The organism is Vibrio sp. Y51_MX_L26, assembly GCF_024181935.1.
GTDB classification, from domain to species: domain Bacteria; phylum Pseudomonadota; class Gammaproteobacteria; order Enterobacterales; family Vibrionaceae; genus Vibrio; species Vibrio diabolicus.
Map to the genome: position 1 here is coordinate 1319665 of NZ_JAMZAS010000001.1, position 20054 is coordinate 1339718.

The following is a 20054-nucleotide window of genomic DNA, read 5'->3' on the forward strand; positions in this document are numbered from 1 at the left end:
TGAGAAAAATTCTCATCTAAATACTGTTATAGCCGAGCGTATTCACGTATTCGGAACCATAACCATTACAAGAAGAGTGAATGATGAAAAAAACAATCACACTATTAACTGCATTACTTCCGCTTGCCTCTGCCGTTGCAGAGGAGCCAACATTATCACCAGAAATGGTTTCTGCGTCTGAAGTGGTCAGCACGCAAGAAAATCAAACCTATACTTACGTTCGCTGCTGGTATCGTACGAGCCACTCTAAGGATGATGCGGCTACCGACTGGAAATGGGCGAAAAACGAAGATGGTAGTGACTTCACTATCGACGGTTATTGGTGGAGCTCTGTTTCATTTAAAAACATGTTCTACACCAACACCTCACAAAACGTGATTCGCCAGCGCTGTGAAGAAACACTAGATCTGGCGAACGAGAACGCAGACATTACGTTTTTTGCTGCTGACAATCGCTATTCTTATAACCACACGATCTGGAGCAATGATGCTGCAATGCAACCAGATCAAATCAACAAAGTAGTGGCTTTGGGCGACAGCTTGTCTGATACAGGCAACATCTTTAACGCTTCCCAATGGCGCTTCCCTAACCCAAACAGCTGGTTCTTAGGTCACTTCTCGAACGGTTTTGTTTGGACGGAATACGTTGCTAAAGCCAAAAACTTACCGCTTTATAACTGGGCAGTTGGCGGCGCAGCAGGTGAGAACCAATACATTGCGCTAACAGGTGTCGGCGAACAAGTTTCTTCTTACTTGACCTACACAAAACTGGCGAAAAACTACAACCCAGCAAACACATTGTTTACGTTGGAGTTTGGTTTAAATGATTTCATGAACTACAACCGTAGCGTGCCGGAAGTAAAAGCGGATTACGCTGAAGCTCTGATTCGTCTAACAGACGCGGGCGCGAAGAACTTCATGTTGATGACACTGCCAGACGCAACCAAAGCACCACAGTTCAAATACTCAACGCAGGAAGAAATTGAAACGATTCGCGCGAAAGTATTGAAAATGAACGAGTTCATCAAAGCACAAGCGATGTACTATAAAGCTCAAGGTTACAACATTTCATTGTTTGATACGCACGCGCTGTTTGAGACGTTAACCTCGGCACCAGAAGAACACGGGTTCGTGAATGCAAGTGATCCTTGTCTGGACATCAACCGCTCATCTTCTGTGGATTACATGTACACCCATTCATTACGCTCTGAGTGTGCGGCATCTGGCGCAGATAAGTTTGTGTTCTGGGATGTGACTCACCCAACCACAGCCACGCATCGTTATGTTGCTGAAAAAATGTTGGAAAGCAGCAATAACTTAGAAGAGTTTCGCTTTTAATAAGACTTTCTTATAGGTTAAACTCTTAATCATCATAAATACGTTGATGATTAAAAATGGCCACGATATTTCGTGGCCATTTTGTTTTCATATACATGAGTCTAATTTATATTTAAATATAGATGAACAATAATTGAAATACAAAATTTCAAGTTATAAGTATTATAAACAAAACTTTTAAATACCAACAAACCAGTAAAATCTAAACTTATTCAACATGCAATCCATTTAAATTTCATCATGGTAATTTTTTATTATTGAATTTCAAGAGGAGTTAAGTGACAAGTTAAATAAAAAATACCCACATAACACAGGTAAGACCGAGAGGAGTGTGTCATGTGGGTTTAAAACGATAGTTCTCTTGCTGATTCGAACTACCAACGTTGGGATGCAATGGAAATACAAATGACTCAGAGTTTCCATCACGAACACTTTATCGCTGGATTTCCCTCTATTTGTTAGGGAACAGTCAGCACAATAAAAATAGAGAAGTAATACCGCAAAAATAAAAATAGAGGTTCAGGATTTAATTTACACGTAAAATAACTACTATATTCACGCCATGAAGCATTAATAAATTCAACAATAAATATTTATTAAGTTAAATTTAATTATTGTCAGCACACTGTTAGTTTTACTCCTAAATACACTGGTCAGATTTGTTTATTTTACTGATTTTCGTTGCAATACAACTTCTAATTAATTCATGAGAAAAACATGCAGCGACAATTAACTCTTTCATCGATTTATTTATTAATCGGGTTAGCCTCCTCGACGGCGTATGCCGGTGGTTTTCAAATTAACGAACATTCTGCGACGGGTCTTGGTCGTGCTTTTGCTGGTGATGCCGTCATTGGTGATAATGCGTCTGTAGTCAGCCGCAACGCCGCAGCAATGACGCTGTTTAAACAAAATGCCTTATCGTTCGGTGTCACTTACGTTAAACCTGACGTTACCGTTAAAAATGCGCAATATCATCGAGCTAATATTAATGCGGATGTCAATGTTGGTATGGGCGGTTTTCCTCCGTCCCCTCAAGTTGACATTACCCCGTCCTTCTCTCAAACCGTGACAGACATTGATGACGTCGATGGCGTTGGTCAACCAGCCGTTGTACCCAATTTTTACTTTATTCACCCTATCAACGACGACTGGTATCTAGGCTTATCGGCATACTCCAACTTCGGAACCGACATGAAGTTTAAACCAAACTATGGCGCACCTGTTTTTGGCGGTGTCACCAGCGTAGCGAGTGTCAACCTTGGCGCAAGCTTGGCATACAAGGTGAACGACCGTTTTAGTATCGGTGGTGGTATTGATGTGATTTACGGCTCTGGTGAGCTGTACCGCGATATGGACGTGGGTGTTTGCGTTGGTGGGAACATACTTGGAAACGAACTAGAACAACGCTGTGGATCCGTAAAAGGCAACGCACTTGATGTGGAAGCTGGCGGCATTGGGCTTGGTGCGAATATTGGCATGATGTACGAGTTTAACGAACGTCATCGCTTAGGTTTAAGCTACAAGCACAGCCCTAACATTGATGCCAAGGGCGACATCCACTTTGCTGGCGAATCGTACGACTCGCTTGCTATGCCGCTACCGGATATTGCGGAGTTTTCCGGTTATCACCGCGTCTTACCTAAATTTGCCCTGCACTATTCTGTGCAGTGGATTGGTTGGTCAGCATTTGACAGCTTGAAAGCTGATGATCAGTTGCTAAAAGATTTTCAGTGGCAAGACTCCGCACACTACTCCATCGGTGCGACTTGGTACGCCAATGAACGTTGGACACTTCGCACGGGTTACACGTTCGACAAAACACCTGTCGATGAGCTGACTTCGCTTTCTATCCCAGATTCGAACCGTCACTGGTTATCTGCGGGCGCATCTTACCAATGGTCTTCAGATACCACGGTTGACATCGGCATGACGTACTTGATTGGTGAAGATGTCAACGTAGGAGAGTACGCGTATGAAGGTGTTCCTGCACCTATGGTGACGGGCGTGACCCATTCAAATGCGTTCCTAATTGGTGCCCAACTCAGCCACCGTTTCTAATTTGTCAGGCAGTGATCAAACCTCTAGATCATTGCCTTGTAACAACGCTTATCGAAGCGACCGAACAGAGACATTATTATGAACAAAACACTACTTGCTTTTTCACTCTCACTTCTCACTCTAAACGCGGCTCAGGCTTCGGAATGGGGCTATGGCAATGACAAACACGGGCCAGAGCACTGGGGAGAAATCGCCAAAGACTGTGCTACCACAAAAAACCAAAGCCCAATCAACATCGACAACCCTGCCGATGCAAAACTGGAAGCATTGAACCTTTCGTACACTGGTCAGATCATTGGTTTAACCAACAATGGTCATACGCTGCAAGCGCAAGTGAACGGACGTAACAGCTTCACCATCGATGGCGAGACGTTCGAGCTGCAACAGTTCCATTTCCACACACCTTCAGAAAACCAAATCAAAGGCCGCCAATATCCACTTGAAGCGCACTTTGTACACGCCAACGCAGACGGCGAGTTGGCGGTAATTTCGGTGATGTTTGATGCAGGCGATCAAAACGCAGCGCTGTCTAAACTGATCAACGCAATCCCACAAGAGAATCAAACCACGTTCTTTAAAGATACTTTTGAGATTAACGACTTACTGCCAAAAACTGCAAACTACTATCGATTTAACGGATCTTTAACCACACCACCATGTTCAGAAGGTGTGCGCTGGTTTGTGCTTAAAGACACTCAAACCTTATCCAAAGATCAAGCCGCGAAACTCATGGAAGTCATGGGACAAAACAATCGTCCGCTGCAACCGCTAAATGCGCGCGTTGTACTTTCTAACTAATCGCCACATTCGATAAGGGGCATCGTATTTGCCCCTTGATTTAATTCGCTCTAACCTCACTTCGTTACAGGAACCCCCAATGAAAACTCCATCTGTTCTGTCACTCTTACTCGCACTCGCCCCGACACTCGCCTTCCCTCATAACCTTTCTGTCGGTCAAACCACCCCTTCCGTCAGCATTGATACCTATGGCGAAATGACGCTGCGAGGAGACGATGTGGCTTATCAACCTTGGGCAACTCAGCAGATGTTAGGCAAAGTCCGTGTGATACAAGCTATTGCAGGTCGTAGTAAAGCTAAAGAGATGAACGCGCCGCTGATGTCAGCAATCACTGCCGCTCACTTTCCTGAAGATCAGTATCAGACCACAACCGTGATCAACCAGGAAGACGCCATATGGGGAACCGGTACATTTGTGAAATCGTCGGCAGAGGACAGCAAAAAGACATTCTCTTGGTCTTCCATGGTGTTAGACAAAAATGGCGTATTAGCAACAACTTGGGATCTACAGCAAGAAAGTTCTGCGATTATCGTACAAAATAAACAAGGCGAAATTTTATTCGTGAAAGAAGGGGCTTTAACTCAAGACGAAGTCACACACGTCATCGAACTGATTAAACAGAATATCTAAACCTAAGGTAAGGAAAAGCTATGAAACTGTTCAACACCATCGGACTCTGTCTTTTAGCGGCTGTAGCCTCTTTCCAATCGGTTGCTGGAGACAACGATTGGGACAAGATTGCAGATAAAACCGTCAGTTTTAAATCGGAAACCGACACAGTCAATCCACTGTCACCATTTGCTAACGCTCGTTTCAGCCACATCAAAATCAAATGTACGCAAGGTACGGTCGATCTGAAAAGCGTTAAAGTCATCATGAAAGATGGTCAGGAAAAGACGTTCGACAGTTTAGGTGTTCTGACTAAAGGCATGTCATCAAGAAGCTTAAGCCTACCAACAAAAGATAACGCGAAGTTAGACAAAATCGAGTTGAACTATGAATCGGTTGGCAGCACTGCGCTGCAAGTCGCGGGGGTGACCAAAAAAGCGCAAGTGGAAATCTTAGGTAAGAAAATCGACGAGTAAGCAATGGCTCAACGAGCTCACCCAAACTAAAAACAGCGGCACTAGGCCGCTGTTTTCATTAAAAAATCATCATGGATAACTAAATGAATTTCTTCAGCTTCGCCAAACCATAAGCAGCGATGGTGACACAATCTTTAATCGTACCGTCGATCATCATCTGTTCGAACTCCTCAACCGAAAAAGCACGAGTGATCAAATCCTCTTCTTCACTGTCGAGTTGATTGCCCACGTCCGTTAAATCACTGGCGAAGTAGACGTGACATGTCTGATTCAAAAAGCCGTATGCGATAAACTGCGCGCCGACATACGCCATGGCGCTCGCCTGCATGCCCGTTTCTTCACGCAGCTCGCCTTTGGCAAGCTCAAGATGATCCGCATCTGGGTTTGATTCCCACGCCCCTTGTGGGATCTCCCAACAACGTTGACCTACGGTGTAACGGTACTGCTGAACCAAGTGAATCATCCCGTTATCGATAGCCAGAATCGCAGCACAATCAGGTTTGTCGACCACACCATAGATGCCCTCTGCGCCGCTCGGACGTAAAATTTTGTCCTCACGCACCGTCATCCACTTGTTCTGGTAAACGACTTTGCTGTCTAACTGTTTGATGTCTGACATGGTTATTCCTTGATTTTTCTGAGGGTTACTGCGGAATAATACCCGATTCGGTTACGCCACCAAAATGTTCTTTAGTTCACTCAAAGACTCAACGGTATAATTTGGTGCGATACGCTCATCGACGCTTGCGCCTGTGGTATTTAACCAGCAAGTTTCAATACCAAAATTATTACCACCCAGAATATCGGAATGCAGGTTGTCCCCCACCATCAGTACGCGCGTTTTGCATGGGTTGCCCATTTGCTGCATCGCGTATTCAAAAATACCTAAGTCCGGTTTTGCTACGCCCACTTGTTCAGAGATCACCACTTTATCGAAGTACTCAGTCATCCCTGTGCGCTCAAGGCGAATCGCTTGCAACTCTGTAAAACCGTTGGTGATGATGCCCATTTTAGCTTTGCCTTGCAGCGCTTCCATCAGCTCTTTTGCACCTGGCAACAAGCTGCAAATATCGGCCATTGCTTCTAAAAATGCGCTATTGAGGTCTGCTGTTGTGGTATTCAACTTCTCAGCCCACTCTGTAAAACGGTTATGTTTTAGCTCATCTGCCGTTACTTTGCCATCTTGGTAATCCACCCAAAGCGGTTTGTTTACGGTTTGGTAATGAGCAAAATCTTGTTCAGTAAAATCTACGCCTTTGCGAGAAAACATAAGCTGCAAACCTTTGAAAGCATCAAAGTGGAATAAGGTTTCGTCAGCGTCAAACAGGATCCAATCGTACTTCATTTTCTTCTTCCCAAAATCAAGGTCGTAATACTGGTGCATAGTCTAGATTGTTTTCTTCTTGAAGATAATCTCTATAATTGGAAATTAATTGTATCCTTGTGCTCAACAATAAATGCTTCACGATGATAGGAGATTGATGTGAACGCGATTGCCTCCCTGCCCGTTTTTGTTGCTGTTGTCGAATGCGGCAGCTTTTCCCTTGCGGCCAAACAGCTGAATCTGACGAAATCGGCGATCAGCAAACGCATCAACCAACTAGAAGACGATTTGGGCATTCGTCTCCTTAATCGAACTACGCGTAAGCTGAGCCTGACCGAAGCAGGAGAGCGCTATTTTGAGTACGCCTCTCAAGCGCTCAACCTAGCCCAGCAAGGCGTGGACGCGGTATCGGAGCTGCAAGGTTCTCCACAAGGTCGGCTCAAAATTACCGTGCCGATGTCTTTCGGTGTGCTGCATATCGCGCCTTTGATCAGCGAGTTTCTCGCTCGTTACCCGAAAATTGAAGTGGATTTAAACCTCGAAGACAAAATGGTCGATTTGGTTAAAGACGGTTTTGATTTGGGGATCCGTATTGGCGAACTCACCTCTTCCAATCTAATCGCAAAACGTCTCGCCCCTTGTAAAAGTGTGCTTTGTGCCTCGCCAGATTACTTAGCGGAGTTTGGAACACCACACAAACCAAGTGATTTAGTCAGTCACAACTGCCTGCGCTATTCCTATTTCCGTGGCGGCGTCGAATGGATGTTCATCAACAATGGCAGCGAATACAAGGTGCTTCCAAAAGGAAACTTTATCGTCAATAACAGCGAAGCCATTCGCCAGTTGCTGTTGAGAGGTTCGGGCATTGCGCAACTGCCGACGTTTATTGCAGGAAGAGACTTTGCCGCAGGAAATCTAAAACCAGTGATGGAAGAGTATTCTCTACCAGAACACGCCATTTATGCGGTGTTCCCTGAGCGCAAACACATGCCGTTGAAAGTAAGAGCCTTTATCGATTTTATCAGCGAAAAACTCGGCACAGATTTACCTTACTGGGATCGTTACAACAGCCCAGAAAAATAACCATATTGATGATAAGTGAGTGAGATTTCACTACTGACATGTTCTGACATTCCATCCGCGTAACCTTATTTGGAACTCAACAGGCAATCCGCCAAAACCAATAAGGAATCACAATATGGAAACCGTTATCGAAACTGTGCAATTTCGTCTAACCGCAGGCACAACAGAGCAAGACGTGATCGCCGCTGCCAAACAGTCACAAACGTTTGTGAAGAATCTGCCGGGCTTTTTGTATCGCTCACTCAGTCACGAAGCGACGGACGATGTGTGGACAGACATCATTTACTGGCGTTCAATGGACGATGCAAAACAGGCGGGAAAACAGATTAAGCAAGCCGCTGAATTTCAGCCTCTGTTATCAATGATTGACTGCGAAAGCTTCGAGCTTAAACATCACAACTTAAAAATGTGCAGTGAGCTAGAGAAGTAATCAGCCACACTACCACTAACAACCAGTAGGTCTAGATAAGGAACATCATGAGCAAATCAGAACGACTGTTTGAGCTACTGACGCTTCTGCGCGCAAAGCGTTACGCCGTGACAGCGAAAGAGCTCGCAGAAAGAATGGAAGTCAGCGAACGTACGATTTATCGCGATATTCAGTCGTTGCTTAGTTCTGGTGTTCCTATTCAAGGTGAAGCAGGTGTCGGCTACCTGTTGCAAGCGGGCTCTCATCTGCCGCCTTTGATGTTCTCAGAAAAAGAGATGATGGCGCTTGAACTGGGTATGCGGATGGTTCGAGCCTGGTCGGATGCCGAACTCGCCGAAGCGTCTCATTCTGCGTCCGCCAAAATACTTTCGGTATTGCCCGATAAGCTCAAACAACAAGTGGAAGATTGTCCGCTGATTGTGCCCGATTATCACACCCAATCCGAAACGGCCAAACGAGGGCAGCTTCTGCGCCACGCGATTGATCATCAGTTTAAGGTCAGTTTGGATTATCAAGATGAAAACGGACAGGTGACCGAGAGAAAAATCCAACCGTTAGGCCAGTTCTTTTGGGGCAAAGTCTGGACGCTGGTCGCCTGGTGCGAATTGCGCGATGACTACCGCCAGTTCCGCCTCGACCGTATCCAAGCACTGCGTATGCACGATGAAGAGTTTCAGAGTGCGGAAACCAAATCTCTCAAACATTATATTGCGCAGTATGAATCGAAAGATTGAGTGTTTTTCATCCCTTCATCACAAGGATTCTAAATTGCTCTGCTCAATGCGCGATATTTGGAAAGACACATTTGGTTAAACTAATGTTTCATTTTTAACAGATGCACAACAAACCTAAGATCGTTAACTTAAGTAGCACGTCAACCACACCGGAGCGTGAAGCTATGAAAGTACTGATTCAATACACCCAAGCAGGGAAATATCGAGATCAAGCGTGGGAGTCTTTAACTCTTCGATCTAAAGGTGATATGCAGGCCGTTACCCCTTCTTATGCTGCTCAACTTATCGAACAAAGCAAAGCGACACTTGTGATGACAGAGGATCAACAAATCGTTATTCATCCATAACCGACTATTAGCCTTGTTTAACCAACCTTTGTTAGTTACGCAAGGCTTACACCTCGCCATTACACGTTATCAATTTTATATACGACCACCTATATTTACAAAAAACCAATAAGATAGTTCTTATTTTCATTCTCGACATTCTTCTAAAACGCCCTTCCATTCATAGCTAAGATATAGGCTATCTGTTAGTCTCTTTATTTCTTCATGATAAATATTAGGATATTGATATCCTATAAATAGGATAAACCTTGAAAAAGCATCGGTTTATTATAAGGATAGGTGTAATATGCAATTGATCTGGAACATTATTGGATACTTAATGTTCTCTGGTGTATTAGTTATTTTTTTCCAGACATTCTTTATAGGTATCATGCACCTTTTAATGCCAAAAGACATTGTCAATAGCTACTTTAAAGAACCTTATTTTAACACTTTCGAACTAGCTCTATTTACAGGTTGGCCTTACGCATTTTTCCGAACATTGATGTTTGTTCGTTTAATCGTTCAACCTAACTCAGGTGAAAAACGAAAGTTACCCGATGTATCCCAAGAGGTGCCTAGATGGTACCGTCTATTATCCTTCATATTAATATGGGTAATTATGATAAACTCTACAATGTTAACGCTTGTATTTTTTATCGCAGGTTTCTTAGCACTAGCGGATCATTTATGATATTGACTTATCCAGTTAAATCCAACATCACAATTTAAATGTAAATAACGACACTAACTATTGCACGTAAATGACAAATACATCATCCAATTTGGATATTTTTAAAATGAAAGTCTAGAATGTAAAAAATAAACTTCCTAAATATAGTTTTTTGTTAGTATCTGAGCAAATTAATTATTAGCTAGAGGCGCTCTATGTCGGGATTATTTGAGTATAGAATAAAAACTCATGATAACTTATCATCAATTATATTAAACATGTATGGTGCTCCATATGGTAGCAAGGACTATCAGAGAGTGCTGACTCATATAATGACATTGAACAAGCATATTTCAGATCCTAACCGCATTAAAGCAGGCGATATCATTTGGTTATCAGCTCTACCCAAATCAAGCACCCAACTTAACACTCAACGTAACAATGCTTTACCTCCTAAAAGTATCGCGAAGCTAGGGACTTACCCAGCGTCTAAACCTCAAATATCTAGTTCTCCGCCCCATAAAGTTTTGCCTCCCAATATTCTCAGCTACAATCAACCTCCAAAATCGATCTCAAATCAAGTTCCACCACAACATGCTGATATGTTTTGGGCGTTAGCATGGTTAGAAAACAACGCCAATATGATTACTATTCCAGGAGGTACCTTGATGGGTGCTACAGGAAACTTGATGAGTAAAGGAAATATTAAGCTCATTGAGAATATCAACGACCTTTACGCAAACTATAAAAACGGAGTAATAAGTAAAGGACAATATGATGGTCGACGTAAGAAACATCTAGACCTACTAAAGAAAAATGTTGGCCCTATGGAAAAGCTGTTGTTTGGCAACAAAACGACTCACCAGTCTATTCGTATTGCTCGAAGTGGAGGATTACCAGCTAATGCTCATATAGTTAAGCAGGCCGAAAAACTGAATAAAATAGCTCAGGCATCTAAAGTTGGCGGACATGTTTTAGTAGGTGTTGGTCTAACGGCTTCCTGTATTCAGATCGCGAATACACAAGACCAACATGAGAAGAATGAAATTTTTGTTGAGTCAATAACTAGCACAGCTGTAGGAATGGGTACCAGCGCGTTAGTCGGTCTATTTTTAGTATCAAATCCTATTGGTTGGGGGACTGCTATTGTACTCGCTGCAGGTTCAACGGCTGTAGGCTACGCTTCCGGCAAAGTGGCAAAAGGCTTTTATAATTCAAGTGAAAGCAAGCCAAACTTAGTCGCTAGTACTGGAATAGAAGCTATATGCAGCAAGTAATCACATTTCTTTTTTACACTTTAATGACTGGTGTGGTTATTATTTTCTTACAAACCATTTTTATCGGTGTCATGCACTTTCTGATGCCAAAGAAGATTGTTGGGAACTATTTTAAAAAACCATATTTTAATGAATTTGAGCTTTCTCTATTCACGGGGTGGCCTTACGCATTTTTCCGGACATTGATGTTTGTTCGTTTAATCGTCCAACCTAGCTCAGGTAAAAAGCGAAAATTACCTAATATTTCTGGAGAAGTACCAAAATGGTATCGTTATTTGTCGATTCTATTACTAGTTATTATCATTGTTAACTCTGTTGTCGTTGCCCTGACTTTATCAATTGGGGCCGTTCTTTTAGCAATTGAGTGAGGAATTAACACTTAAATATAACGATGTACTCGACGAAGAGAGTTCAGGAAGAACTCTCTAATCGCCAGTGTTTTGCCAACAGCTCTCTACTCTTCTTCGTTGAGACGACGAATCAACTTAGCTGGTGTGCCTCCATATAGACAATCTGGCGGCACATCATGGTTAACGACTGAATTCGCCGCAATGACTGAGCGAGCACCTATCGTCACACCTTGGTTAATGACGGAGTTACCGCCAATCCACACATCATCTTCAATCGTGATAGGTTTACAAAACGTCTCCCAACGTCGGCGACTTCGGTAATCAACAGAATGAGAAGCCGTATACAATTGCACGCTTGGACCGATTAGCACGTGGTTCCCGATGGTAATTTTAGCGCCATCAAGCATGACCACATTCATGTTGATAAAGGTTTCTTCGCCGATTTCGATGGTTTTACCGAACTCGCAATGGAAAGGTGCTTGAACAATGCAAAGACCCGCTTTGCCAAACAGCTGTTTTTGTAATTCGTCGCGCTGACTTTCGTCGGTATTGTTATTGAGCGCTCTAAGTGCTTGAAGAGCATGACTTCTAATTGCGTCAATTTCTTTGTCCATGCCATCAAAGATTTGACCAGACATCATTTTTTCGAGTTCTGTCACTGGGAGACTCCTAAAACCTGCAATTACTACTTTCAGATTAATCACACGGTACGTGAATTGCGGAATAAAAAAAGAGAAAAGCCTGCACTTTTCTCTTTCCTGTTTTTATATTTTGTGGAGTCTGTCGACTTACACGATTTCCCAGCTGTGGGTCATCTCAACACCTTCACCTAGCATTAAGCAAACCGAGCAGTATTTTTCTAGCGAGTCAGCCGCCACTTTTGCTACGACTTCTGGGTCAAGCTCGTCACCTGAAACTTCAAAGTGGATATTCACTTGCGTAAAGATACGTGGTGCGGTTTCACGACGCTCTGTAGTTAGCTTGGCATTAACAGACAAGACCTTTTGTCCTGCCGTTTTCAAACCGTCGACAACATCGACAGAGCTACAGCCCCCAGCGGCCATTAGTACCATTTCCATTGGGCTTGGTGCCGTTGCACCGCCATTGCCATCCATCACTACGGAGTGACCCGACTGAGATTGCCCAAGGAATTTAAAATCTTCTACCCATTTAACTTCTGCTTGCATGATTTACCTCATTTAGCATCGCTCGTTGAAGACATCGTTGCCCTATCAAGCGGTGTATTTCGTGTCGATACTTTAGCTTTCTCGCATAAAAGGGCAACGGAATTTTCAACATTGCTGTAATTTTTTCGCTCGGTTGCCTTTCTCTATACGTAACACTTTTTATTTCAGTCACACTTTCTACGGAAAACAACGTTGAGGTAGCTATGAAGAATATATCTAAGTTATTGGTCGGATTCTCTTTCGCACTTCCTGTCTTGTTTCTACTTTTGAGTAAAGCAGGCACCGCCGATACGATGGATAAGATGAAGACTTCAGAGAATGCAGAAATCGCCATACTGGCTGGCGGCTGTTTCTGGTGTACAGAATCTGATTTGGAACAGTTAACTGGCGTAGTCGATGTCGTATCAGGCTATTCTGGTGGTCATGTTGAAAACCCAACTTATCGCCAAGTTTCATCAGGTAAATCAGGTCACATAGAAGTGATCGAAGTTAAGTACGATCCTAAAGTGGTTAGTTACGAGCAAGTGTTGGACTACTTTTTCCGTCATATCGATCCTACTGACGATAAAGGCTCTTTTGTCGACCGTGGCCCACAGTATCGCCCTGCTATTTTCTATCATAACGCTGAACAAAAGCAGATCGCAGAACAGTTTATAATGGAAATCGACAAGGCGATGATCTATCCAAAACCGTTGAAAACAGAATTGATCGAGTTTGAAAAGTTTTATCCCGCAGAAGAGTATCACCAAGACTATTACAAAAAGAGCAGCTTAAAGTATAAGTATTATCGCTATGCGTCTGGTCGAGATAAATACTTGGATGAAGTATTTGGTGATGATCGTAAAGAGACCCCAAAAACGCTTCGTCAGTTGATCGAAGAAAAAAAGTTGCTATCAAAAGTGAAAGAGTACAGTAAGCCTGCTAAGTCCGAGATCAAATCAAACTTAACGGAGTTGCAATACTACGTAACACAAGAAGAAGGCACCGAGCGTCCGTTCGACAACGAATATTGGGACAACAAAGAAGCGGGGATTTACGTTGATATCGTAACTGGTGAGCCGTTGTTTTCTTCTACCGATAAATACAAATCGGGGACGGGTTGGCCAAGTTTCACTAAGCCAATCAACCCAGGTTACATCGTTGAAAAAACCGATTACAAACTGATTTATCCAAGAACGGAAGTTCGCAGTAAGTTTGGCGATTCTCACCTTGGTCATGTTTTTAAAGACGGTCCGAAGCCAACAGGATTACGCTACTGCATGAACTCTGCGGCAATGAAATTTGTACCTGTAAGTGAAATGAAAACGCAGGGGTATGAAGAGTATCTGTATCTCTTTGATAAATAGTTCGTATTCATTCAACTTCAAGGGCATACGATGGCGAATGGGGAGGACCAGATGAAAGGTTTTAAAACACAATTACCAACCAAAATCTGCTCTGTTTGCCATCGCCCATTTTCTTGGAGAAAGAAATGGGCAAGAAATTGGGACGAAGTCGTTTACTGTTCTGAGCGCTGCCGAAGAAACAAATCAGTCAAAAGTTAGAACCACAAAAACTTTATGCCGCACTGCTAGCCTTATTTTCCAAGGTTACTTTGCCCAGACCAAGCTGCGCTTCACCAAGGTAACAAGGCACCATCATAAGCCCAAAATGCCCCGCTATCCTGCGGGGTTGCTTTGTCAATCAATCCCCATAAGTCTCGCGCGACACGCTCTGGGCTAAACAGCTTTCCTTCAGGTACATTCGCTTGAAAAGGTGCCGACAAAGCCGTATCTGTTGTGCCTGGGTGAAGAGCGAGTACAGTCCCGTGTTTGACCATTCTCCGCCATTCAATCGACATGGTTTTGAGGAACATATTTAACGCGGCTTTCGATGCACGATAGCTGTACCAACCGCCTAAGTGATTATCACTAATACTGCCAACTTTGGCCGAAATGGTCGCAAACTTGGGGTTGGTACTGCGTTTTAACTTGGGCGTGAAGTATTTCGCCAACAGTAAACTCGGCAAAGTATTAACCATGATGGTTTGCTGAAAAAAGTCTGCGTCGAGCGAGCTAAGATTTTTCTCAGGACCTTTATCTTGGGTGTGCAACATACCAACGCAGTTCACCAACCAATCAACATGTTCAATTTGTTCACTGAACGCTTTCACCTGCTCGTCCTGCGATACATCCACTTGATGCCAAAATACATTTGGGTGTTGCCAATCTGGTTGGTGATTACGATAAGTGGCATGCACGCGAGCTTGGGGAAAGCGAACTAGCGCTTGTTGAACCATCGCCAATCCAATGCCGCCATTTCCACCAACGATCAGTATGTCCATTACAAGCTCTCCAAGTTTTCCATATAGTGCTCTGCGGTATCTAATATCGCTTGGCGTTGCTGCTCTTCCATATTGTCCCAAGATCGGAAAATCATCCCTATACGTGGATTCGTTGCTAAGCGTTTGTCGTGTTTGTTCATAAAGCGCCAATACAAGCTGTTAAACGGACACGATCCTTCCCCGCACCTCGCCTTATTGTCGTAATGGCAACCCTTACAGTAGTCGCTCATTTTGTTGATGTAAGAACCACTCGCCGCGTAAGGTTTGGTGCCAACAATGCCGCCATCCGCAAACAATGCCATGCCACGTGTGTTCGGCATTTCGACCCATTCAATCGCATCAACATAGATACCGAGATACCACTCATCCACTTGGTCTGGATCTATCTCGGTTAGCAAACAAAAGTTACCAGTGACCATCAAACGCTGAATGTGGTGCGCGTAAGCGTAATCAAGAGACTGGCCAATCGCGTTTCGCATACAGGCCATTTTGGTTTCGCCGTTCCAGAAGAAGTCTGGCAGCTTTCTACTCGCTTCCAGTTCATTCTTTTTCGGGTAATGAGGCATGTTCGCCCAATAAACGCCTCGGATGTACTCTCGCCACCCCAAGATCTGACGAATAAAACCTTCTACCTGAGAAATATCGATGTCGGCATTGGCATGAAATGCCTTAAGTGAAGCGTCAATCACCTCTCGCGGATTCAGCAGCTTGCTGTTCAGCGAGAACGAAATCCGGCTGTGATACAAGCTCCATTTAGCCTCGTGCTGACCTGTCATGGCGTCTTGAAAACGACCAAACAGTGGCAAACAGACCTGACAAAAATGCGCGAGTAAAGACAAGCTTTGAGAGCGACTTACTGGCCAGAGTAAATCACCATTTAATTTACCTATGGTTTGAATGTTATGCCGACCTAAGCGCTCGACAATATCACTGACGTCGTGACTGAACATTAATGGCTTTGGCAGCTGTTCAATGTCTTTTGCTTTAAGTTTATTTCGGTTATTGGCGTCGTAGTTCCACTTTCCCCCCATAGGCTTACCGTCTTGCATCAAGATGTCGAAGCGCTTACGCATCCGGCGGTAAAAGTGCTCCATCATGATGTGTTTACCTTGAGGAAACTGCGATTCTATTTCCTCAAACGGTAACAAAAAGTGTTCCGAATCGACGCTGCGCATCACGACCCCATCAAGCTTTAGTTTGGCTAACTGCTCTAGTAAACGGTATTCGTCGGGGCGTTGATATTCAAACTTACTTGCACCAACTTCACTCACGTAGTGTTGTAAGACTTGCGCAAGATCCTCGAAAGATTGTGTGTCATCCAACGTAAGGTGCAAAACTTGATGCCCTTCTTCCTGCAGCTCGTTGGCAAAATTCGCCATCGCAGAGAAAAAAGCACACACCTTTTGAATGTGATGCGTAACGTAAGTATTTTCTTGTTTCAACTCAGCGACAAGGTAAAGCACCGAGTCGTCTACACGTTGAAACCACGAATGCTCGCTATTAAGTTGGTCACCAAGAATGAGCCGAACCGTCTCGTAATGCATTGGTTATCTCCCGCTCTCTTTTTTTGGCGCAATCGGCCAATCCACCATATCGACACTATCAAGATGTACGCCTACGCATCTCCCCTGCCATTTGTCGATAAATGAGAAATCTGGATCATAAGTTTGTGTCTGCTTTTCTAGATTAAACTGACGTGAGCCACGTGGGTCAGCGCCAACACCAGCCAAATACTGCCAGTTGCCCCAATTAGAGCCGACATCGTAATCAATCAACTGAGTTTCAAAATAAGCAGCACCGTAGCGCCAGTCGAGTCCGAGTTCATGAACCAGACAGCTCGCGACCAGTTGGCGCCCTCGGTTAGACATATAACCCGTTTTATTAAGCTGATGCATACATGCGTTAACGATTGGAAAAGGTGTCTCGCCTTTCTTCCACTGCTTAAAGCGTTGCGCATAAAAACTGGTCAGTGGTGGCTGGTTGGCGATACCGCCAAATCGAAACAACTTCTGTTGATACTTTCTCGCGTACCAATAAAAGTATTCCCGCCACAACAACTCGAAATAGATCCAATAGGTTGAATCATTTGCTCCGTTCTTCCGCTCATATTGTTTGAGCATGGCATAAATGATTGTAGGAGAGACGCAACCATGAGCTAACCAAGGTGAAAATTTAGTTGAATACTCCACCCCATCAAGCCCATTGCGCGTCTGTTTATATTCACTCGCTAAACTTGAAGCAAAATAGCGTCGACAATGTTCAAGACCGCTCAGTTCTCCGCCATCAAATGCTGGTTTGGTGTCAAAGTAATATGTCGTGGCGGTAGGAAAATTCATACCTGAAGGTTCTGGCGGTAAAGCATGAACGCTCTCGTAAGGTTGAGAGAGGTCTAAACCTTCGACCTGCTTTCTAAATTTCGTGAAGGTCGCAGGCAGTTGCCTTAATTCAAATGGCAACTGTTCTTCGCACAACAAAGTGCGGATCGCTTGCTGTTTGATGTTCACATGGGGAGTGCCTTCAATTGCACGCTCTAGAGCCTGTTGCTCATCCGAACCAGCAAACGCATCAGCATAAATATGAGTGATACCGAAATGACTGATGGCATATTTGATCGCTTGATAAGGTGTCAGTTCAACCGTCCATAATCGTTGCCCCAATTTAGCTAAAGATTGATTAAGTTCATTAAGCGATGCCTCGAGAAACTGCAATTTCGCACGCCCTAAAGAGGTCTCATGCGCAAAATGCTGCAAGTAAGGTGTCACCGAGGGGCGACAATACAAACAAATTAACTCATCCATTTCTGCACAAGCGTCTATCAACAGCGGGTTGTCATGCAAACGCAGGTCATTAGTGAACCAATACAGTCCTATTTTCTTATCCAAGTCGCACCCTCTTTTTGTAAACTCGTTTTTTGTAAACTCGGAGTCCCGCGTTCTTGTTGCAAATAGCCTAAGCGCTAAGTCTTTTATTCCACTCGTTGTTGTACGGGCAATAGGGCTTTACGATCATTAGGTTACTGACAATCTCACTAACCCAATTGGCTGGTCATCTTAGAGCCCTTAACACCAAAACATCGTTTGCACATGTTTCATACTAAGATTTTATAAAATTAAAATTTGGCGATATTGATAACGGTCTTAATCACTCATTTTTTATATAAACCATGCAAAAATGATAAAAATTAAAGCGATATTGGTTAATATCCGTTAATCTAAGTCCAATTCCATTTTGCTAGTACCATCGCAGAAATGACCGACGAGTTTAAAAAATCGACCGCTAATTTGAAAAAAGCGGTCCCACTAATGATCAAAAATCATGTTGCTGCCACGCCAGCCAACTATGCGCTTTGGTATACCTACGTTGACAAGACCATTCCTGAACTCAACTTTGAGTTAGATACGGTGTTAGAAAACTACGGTATCTGCCCGCCTGCAACCAATAAACAGCTTTATAACAACTATGTTGCCAGTAAAGCAGAAACTAGCCTTGAAGATCTTAGAACCAATGTAGAAGTTCTGCTGCATGAAGTGTCCAGCTCGATGAGCGATACACTTTCAGATACTTCTTCCTTTTCTGAAATGGTAGACAAAAGTTTTAATAAGCTAGAAAAAGTTGAAGACAACAGCTTAAGTATTGAAGAAGTGATGGTGGTGATTCGTCAACTTGTCGCAGAGTCACACGAAATTCGTCACTCGACAAAGTTTTTGAATAGCCAATTAACTAATGCGAGTGAAGAAATTTCTCGCCTCAAAAATCAGCTGGCTGAAGTACAGCAAGACGCATTGTTTGATGGTCTATCCAACCTTTACAACCGTCGAGCTTTTGATAAAGATCTGTCTTCGCTTATCGCATCAAATCAAGCAATGACCTTGATCATGCTTGATATCGACCACTTCAAGTCATTTAACGACAATTATGGCCACCTTTTCGGCGATACGGTACTAAAAGCCATTGCCCGTCGACTACAACAAAGCTGTCGAGATGGAATATGCGCGTATCGTTTTGGTGGTGAAGAGTTCGCTTTAATTGTGCCCAATAAATCTCTGCGAATTGCTCGCCAATATGCAGACACCCTACGCCGCATGATAGAAAAACTGCGCATCAGAGATAAGCGTTCTGGTACACAAGTTCACAGCATTACCGCTTCTTTTGGGGTAGCAGAATATGAGGTGGGTGATACACCTGAAGCTCTGGTCAATAAAGCCGATAAGCAACTTTATGAGGCAAAACAACTCGGTCGTAACCGCGTAATGCCCATTTAAATCAACTTGTTATGTAAGCTTGGTTAATAGGACCGACTTTTTCGAAATAGAATAAAAAACCCGCACTATTGAGTGCGGGGTCTATTTATCTGGCGCTTCACATCTTAATCGACACTGTAGCAGTAGCTTAGAATATAGTCGTCACCGTTTTTCGCAGTGTATTCTTTATCTTCGCTGCATGCCATCGGCTTACCTTTTTTGTCGCCTTTGATTAGGCTGATCCAGTGGCGCATCGCCGTCGGCGCATTACCCGTTAGTTCAGGATTAAACGTAGTGCGGGTTTCCAGTTGAATGTCATCAATATCCATCAACTCCACACAACCGGTGCCTTTATGACAGCCAAATAGCACTTCTACGTGGTTACCTGAATCGTCTTTAAACAAGATCGATTTTGGATCTTCTTTCTCACCCGTATACGCCACAAAGTGTTTTGGGCTTTTCAGGCCGCTGTGTGTGCCGTCTTTGAAGTAAGCCAATACATGGCGGTAATCAATTACGTAACTTGATACATCTTGGTGCGACCCGTTCTCCAATGGGAACATGCGGTCTAGTAGTTGCTTCGCTTTTACTTGCTTCTCGCTCTGCTGCTCAGCACTTACCGCTTCGACGGCAAATACAGCTTCAGCGATAAATGGGCGTTGTTGTTGTTGCATCTCTTTTTTATCGAAGTTCAGCATATTCATCGTCATATCCTCGCACTTAAAAAACTCGTCCTAGAGTAAAAACTTAATTCCTTCGTTTAAGTTTCAGGCAATTCTGTGAAGTTGATGGTTAATTTCCTTGCCTGCTTATTATGTAGACTA

The 20054-nt window shown here is 43.6% G+C and carries 22 protein-coding genes; 14 read left to right on the forward strand and 8 right to left on the reverse strand.

What is annotated here, in order from left to right:
- Window positions 1-80: 80 nt before the first annotated feature.
- From NL645_RS05760 to NL645_RS05780, 5 genes are all read left to right on the forward strand, one after another.
- The gene (locus tag NL645_RS05760; protein ID WP_145534286.1) at window positions 81-1337 is read left to right on the forward strand and encodes a type 2 secretion system lipase; all 1257 of its coding nucleotides are present in this window, start codon (window positions 81-83) and stop codon (window positions 1335-1337) included.
- Between the two features lie 717 nt (window positions 1338-2054).
- The gene (locus tag NL645_RS05765; RefSeq protein ID WP_253651377.1) at window positions 2055-3398 is read left to right on the forward strand and encodes an OmpP1/FadL family transporter; all 1344 of its coding nucleotides are present in this window, start codon (window positions 2055-2057) and stop codon (window positions 3396-3398) included.
- A gap of 78 nt (window positions 3399-3476) precedes the next feature.
- A complete protein-coding gene (locus tag NL645_RS05770) occupies window positions 3477-4196 on the forward strand; it encodes a carbonic anhydrase (RefSeq protein WP_253651378.1) in 720 nt (239 codons plus the stop codon).
- Between the two features lie 79 nt (window positions 4197-4275).
- The gene (locus tag NL645_RS05775; RefSeq protein WP_253651379.1) at window positions 4276-4827 is read left to right on the forward strand and encodes a YtfJ family protein; all 552 of its coding nucleotides are present in this window, start codon (window positions 4276-4278) and stop codon (window positions 4825-4827) included.
- Window positions 4828-4847: 20 nt separating this feature from the next.
- Entirely contained in the window at window positions 4848-5282 is a 435-nt protein-coding gene (locus NL645_RS05780; protein WP_253651380.1) for a hypothetical protein, read from the forward strand.
- Between the two features lie 79 nt (window positions 5283-5361).
- Here NL645_RS05780 and NL645_RS05785 read toward each other — a convergent pair whose 3' ends face one another.
- Both NL645_RS05785 and yjjG read right to left on the reverse strand, forming a co-directional pair.
- Window positions 5362-5901 (reverse strand): NUDIX hydrolase, encoded by a 540-nt coding sequence (locus tag NL645_RS05785; protein WP_020834877.1) that lies wholly within the window; start codon window positions 5899-5901, stop codon window positions 5362-5364.
- A gap of 51 nt (window positions 5902-5952) precedes the next feature.
- On the reverse strand, window positions 5953-6627 hold the full coding sequence (gene yjjG / locus NL645_RS05790) for a pyrimidine 5'-nucleotidase (RefSeq protein WP_029800868.1): 675 nt from the start codon (window positions 6625-6627) through the stop codon (window positions 5953-5955).
- 138 nt (window positions 6628-6765) lie between these two features.
- Here yjjG and NL645_RS05795 point away from each other — a divergent pair, with 138 nt between their 5' ends.
- The 6 genes from NL645_RS05795 to NL645_RS05820 all read left to right on the forward strand — a co-directional run bounded on the left by NL645_RS05795 (window position 6766) and on the right by NL645_RS05820 (window position 11497).
- On the forward strand, window positions 6766-7689 hold the full coding sequence (locus NL645_RS05795) for a LysR family transcriptional regulator (RefSeq protein ID WP_025500680.1): 924 nt from the start codon (window positions 6766-6768) through the stop codon (window positions 7687-7689).
- Between the two features lie 115 nt (window positions 7690-7804).
- Complete coding sequence (locus NL645_RS05800; protein WP_021452372.1) at window positions 7805-8119, forward strand: hypothetical protein; 315 nt, start codon at window positions 7805-7807, stop codon at window positions 8117-8119.
- Between the two features lie 47 nt (window positions 8120-8166).
- Entirely contained in the window at window positions 8167-8853 is a 687-nt protein-coding gene (locus tag NL645_RS05805; protein WP_253651381.1) for a YafY family protein, read from the forward strand.
- Between the two features lie 164 nt (window positions 8854-9017).
- The gene (locus NL645_RS05810) at window positions 9018-9200 is read left to right on the forward strand and encodes a hypothetical protein (RefSeq protein WP_047008158.1); all 183 of its coding nucleotides are present in this window, start codon (window positions 9018-9020) and stop codon (window positions 9198-9200) included.
- Between the two features lie 867 nt (window positions 9201-10067).
- Entirely contained in the window at window positions 10068-11129 is a 1062-nt protein-coding gene (locus NL645_RS05815; protein ID WP_253651382.1) for a glycine zipper family protein, read from the forward strand.
- Window positions 11117-11497: a hypothetical protein gene (locus tag NL645_RS05820; RefSeq protein WP_047008157.1), complete on the forward strand. Its 381-nt coding sequence runs from the start codon at window positions 11117-11119 to the stop codon at window positions 11495-11497. The genes NL645_RS05815 and NL645_RS05820 overlap by 13 nt, the downstream gene beginning before the upstream one ends.
- Window positions 11498-11583: 86 nt before the next feature.
- Here NL645_RS05820 and NL645_RS05825 read toward each other — a convergent pair whose 3' ends face one another.
- Both NL645_RS05825 and NL645_RS05830 read right to left on the reverse strand, forming a co-directional pair.
- Window positions 11584-12138 carry a sugar O-acetyltransferase gene (locus NL645_RS05825; protein ID WP_005393677.1) on the reverse strand — a complete coding sequence of 185 codons (555 nt, stop codon included), beginning with the start codon at window positions 12136-12138 and terminating at the stop codon, window positions 11584-11586.
- A gap of 129 nt (window positions 12139-12267) precedes the next feature.
- Window positions 12268-12666, reverse strand: coding sequence for an OsmC family protein (locus NL645_RS05830; RefSeq protein ID WP_005393675.1), 399 nt, complete (start codon window positions 12664-12666; stop codon window positions 12268-12270).
- Window positions 12667-12869: 203 nt separating this feature from the next.
- Between NL645_RS05830 and msrB the strand changes: the two genes are divergently transcribed.
- Both msrB and NL645_RS05840 read left to right on the forward strand, forming a co-directional pair.
- On the forward strand, window positions 12870-14012 hold the full coding sequence (msrB, locus tag NL645_RS05835) for a peptide-methionine (R)-S-oxide reductase MsrB (protein ID WP_253651383.1): 1143 nt from the start codon (window positions 12870-12872) through the stop codon (window positions 14010-14012).
- A 51-nt stretch (window positions 14013-14063) separates the two neighbouring features.
- Entirely contained in the window at window positions 14064-14210 is a 147-nt protein-coding gene (locus NL645_RS05840; RefSeq protein ID WP_074189751.1) for a DUF2256 domain-containing protein, read from the forward strand.
- Window positions 14211-14281: 71 nt separating this feature from the next.
- On the opposite strand, the gene NL645_RS05845 is transcribed toward NL645_RS05840, so the two are convergent.
- The 3 genes from NL645_RS05845 to NL645_RS05855 are packed head-to-tail and all read right to left on the reverse strand — an operon-like array spanning window position 14282 to window position 17871.
- Complete coding sequence (locus NL645_RS05845) at window positions 14282-14989, reverse strand: SDR family oxidoreductase (protein WP_253651384.1); 708 nt, start codon at window positions 14987-14989, stop codon at window positions 14282-14284.
- Window positions 14989-16533 carry a cryptochrome/photolyase family protein gene (locus tag NL645_RS05850; RefSeq protein WP_253651385.1) on the reverse strand — a complete coding sequence of 515 codons (1545 nt, stop codon included), beginning with the start codon at window positions 16531-16533 and terminating at the stop codon, window positions 14989-14991. The genes NL645_RS05845 and NL645_RS05850 overlap by 1 nt, the downstream gene beginning before the upstream one ends.
- Window positions 16534-16536: 3 nt before the next feature.
- Window positions 16537-17871 carry a DASH family cryptochrome gene (locus NL645_RS05855; protein WP_253651386.1) on the reverse strand — a complete coding sequence of 445 codons (1335 nt, stop codon included), beginning with the start codon at window positions 17869-17871 and terminating at the stop codon, window positions 16537-16539.
- 366 nt (window positions 17872-18237) lie between these two features.
- Between NL645_RS05855 and NL645_RS05860 the strand changes: the two genes are divergently transcribed.
- On the forward strand, window positions 18238-19251 hold the full coding sequence (locus tag NL645_RS05860) for a GGDEF domain-containing protein (RefSeq protein ID WP_005393654.1): 1014 nt from the start codon (window positions 18238-18240) through the stop codon (window positions 19249-19251).
- Between the two features lie 104 nt (window positions 19252-19355).
- Here the strand turns inward: NL645_RS05860 and NL645_RS05865 are convergent, their stop codons facing one another.
- Window positions 19356-19934 carry a malate synthase gene (locus NL645_RS05865; RefSeq protein WP_005393653.1) on the reverse strand — a complete coding sequence of 193 codons (579 nt, stop codon included), beginning with the start codon at window positions 19932-19934 and terminating at the stop codon, window positions 19356-19358.
- Window positions 19935-20054: the final 120 nt, after the last annotated feature.

Excerpts from the sequence above, each read along its gene's own strand:
- NL645_RS05860 (WP_005393654.1), top strand. The coding sequence starts at position 18,238 with ATGACCGACGAGTTTAAAAAATCGACCGCTAATTTGAAAAAAGCGGTC.
- NL645_RS05780 (WP_253651380.1), top strand. The coding sequence starts at position 4,848 with ATGAAACTGTTCAACACCATCGGACTCTGTCTTTTAGCGGCTGTAGCC.
- NL645_RS05760 (WP_145534286.1), top strand. The coding sequence starts at position 81 with ATGATGAAAAAAACAATCACACTATTAACTGCATTACTTCCGCTTGCC.
- msrB (WP_253651383.1), top strand. The coding sequence starts at position 12,870 with ATGAAGAATATATCTAAGTTATTGGTCGGATTCTCTTTCGCACTTCCT.
- NL645_RS05840 (WP_074189751.1), top strand. The coding sequence starts at position 14,064 with ATGAAAGGTTTTAAAACACAATTACCAACCAAAATCTGCTCTGTTTGC.
- NL645_RS05865 (WP_005393653.1), bottom strand. The coding sequence starts at position 19,934 with ATGAATATGCTGAACTTCGATAAAAAAGAGATGCAACAACAACAACGC.
- NL645_RS05805 (WP_253651381.1), top strand. The coding sequence starts at position 8,167 with ATGAGCAAATCAGAACGACTGTTTGAGCTACTGACGCTTCTGCGCGCA.
- NL645_RS05850 (WP_253651385.1), bottom strand. The coding sequence starts at position 16,533 with ATGCATTACGAGACGGTTCGGCTCATTCTTGGTGACCAACTTAATAGC.
- NL645_RS05770 (WP_253651378.1), top strand. The coding sequence starts at position 3,477 with ATGAACAAAACACTACTTGCTTTTTCACTCTCACTTCTCACTCTAAAC.
- NL645_RS05830 (WP_005393675.1), bottom strand. The coding sequence starts at position 12,666 with ATGCAAGCAGAAGTTAAATGGGTAGAAGATTTTAAATTCCTTGGGCAA.
- yjjG (WP_029800868.1), bottom strand. The coding sequence starts at position 6,627 with ATGAAGTACGATTGGATCCTGTTTGACGCTGACGAAACCTTATTCCAC.
- NL645_RS05810 (WP_047008158.1), top strand. The coding sequence starts at position 9,018 with ATGAAAGTACTGATTCAATACACCCAAGCAGGGAAATATCGAGATCAA.
- NL645_RS05815 (WP_253651382.1), top strand. The coding sequence starts at position 10,068 with ATGTCGGGATTATTTGAGTATAGAATAAAAACTCATGATAACTTATCA.
- NL645_RS05820 (WP_047008157.1), top strand. The coding sequence starts at position 11,117 with ATGCAGCAAGTAATCACATTTCTTTTTTACACTTTAATGACTGGTGTG.
- NL645_RS05845 (WP_253651384.1), bottom strand. The coding sequence starts at position 14,989 with ATGGACATACTGATCGTTGGTGGAAATGGCGGCATTGGATTGGCGATG.
- NL645_RS05800 (WP_021452372.1), top strand. The coding sequence starts at position 7,805 with ATGGAAACCGTTATCGAAACTGTGCAATTTCGTCTAACCGCAGGCACA.
- NL645_RS05775 (WP_253651379.1), top strand. The coding sequence starts at position 4,276 with ATGAAAACTCCATCTGTTCTGTCACTCTTACTCGCACTCGCCCCGACA.
- NL645_RS05785 (WP_020834877.1), bottom strand. The coding sequence starts at position 5,901 with ATGTCAGACATCAAACAGTTAGACAGCAAAGTCGTTTACCAGAACAAG.
- NL645_RS05765 (WP_253651377.1), top strand. The coding sequence starts at position 2,055 with ATGCAGCGACAATTAACTCTTTCATCGATTTATTTATTAATCGGGTTA.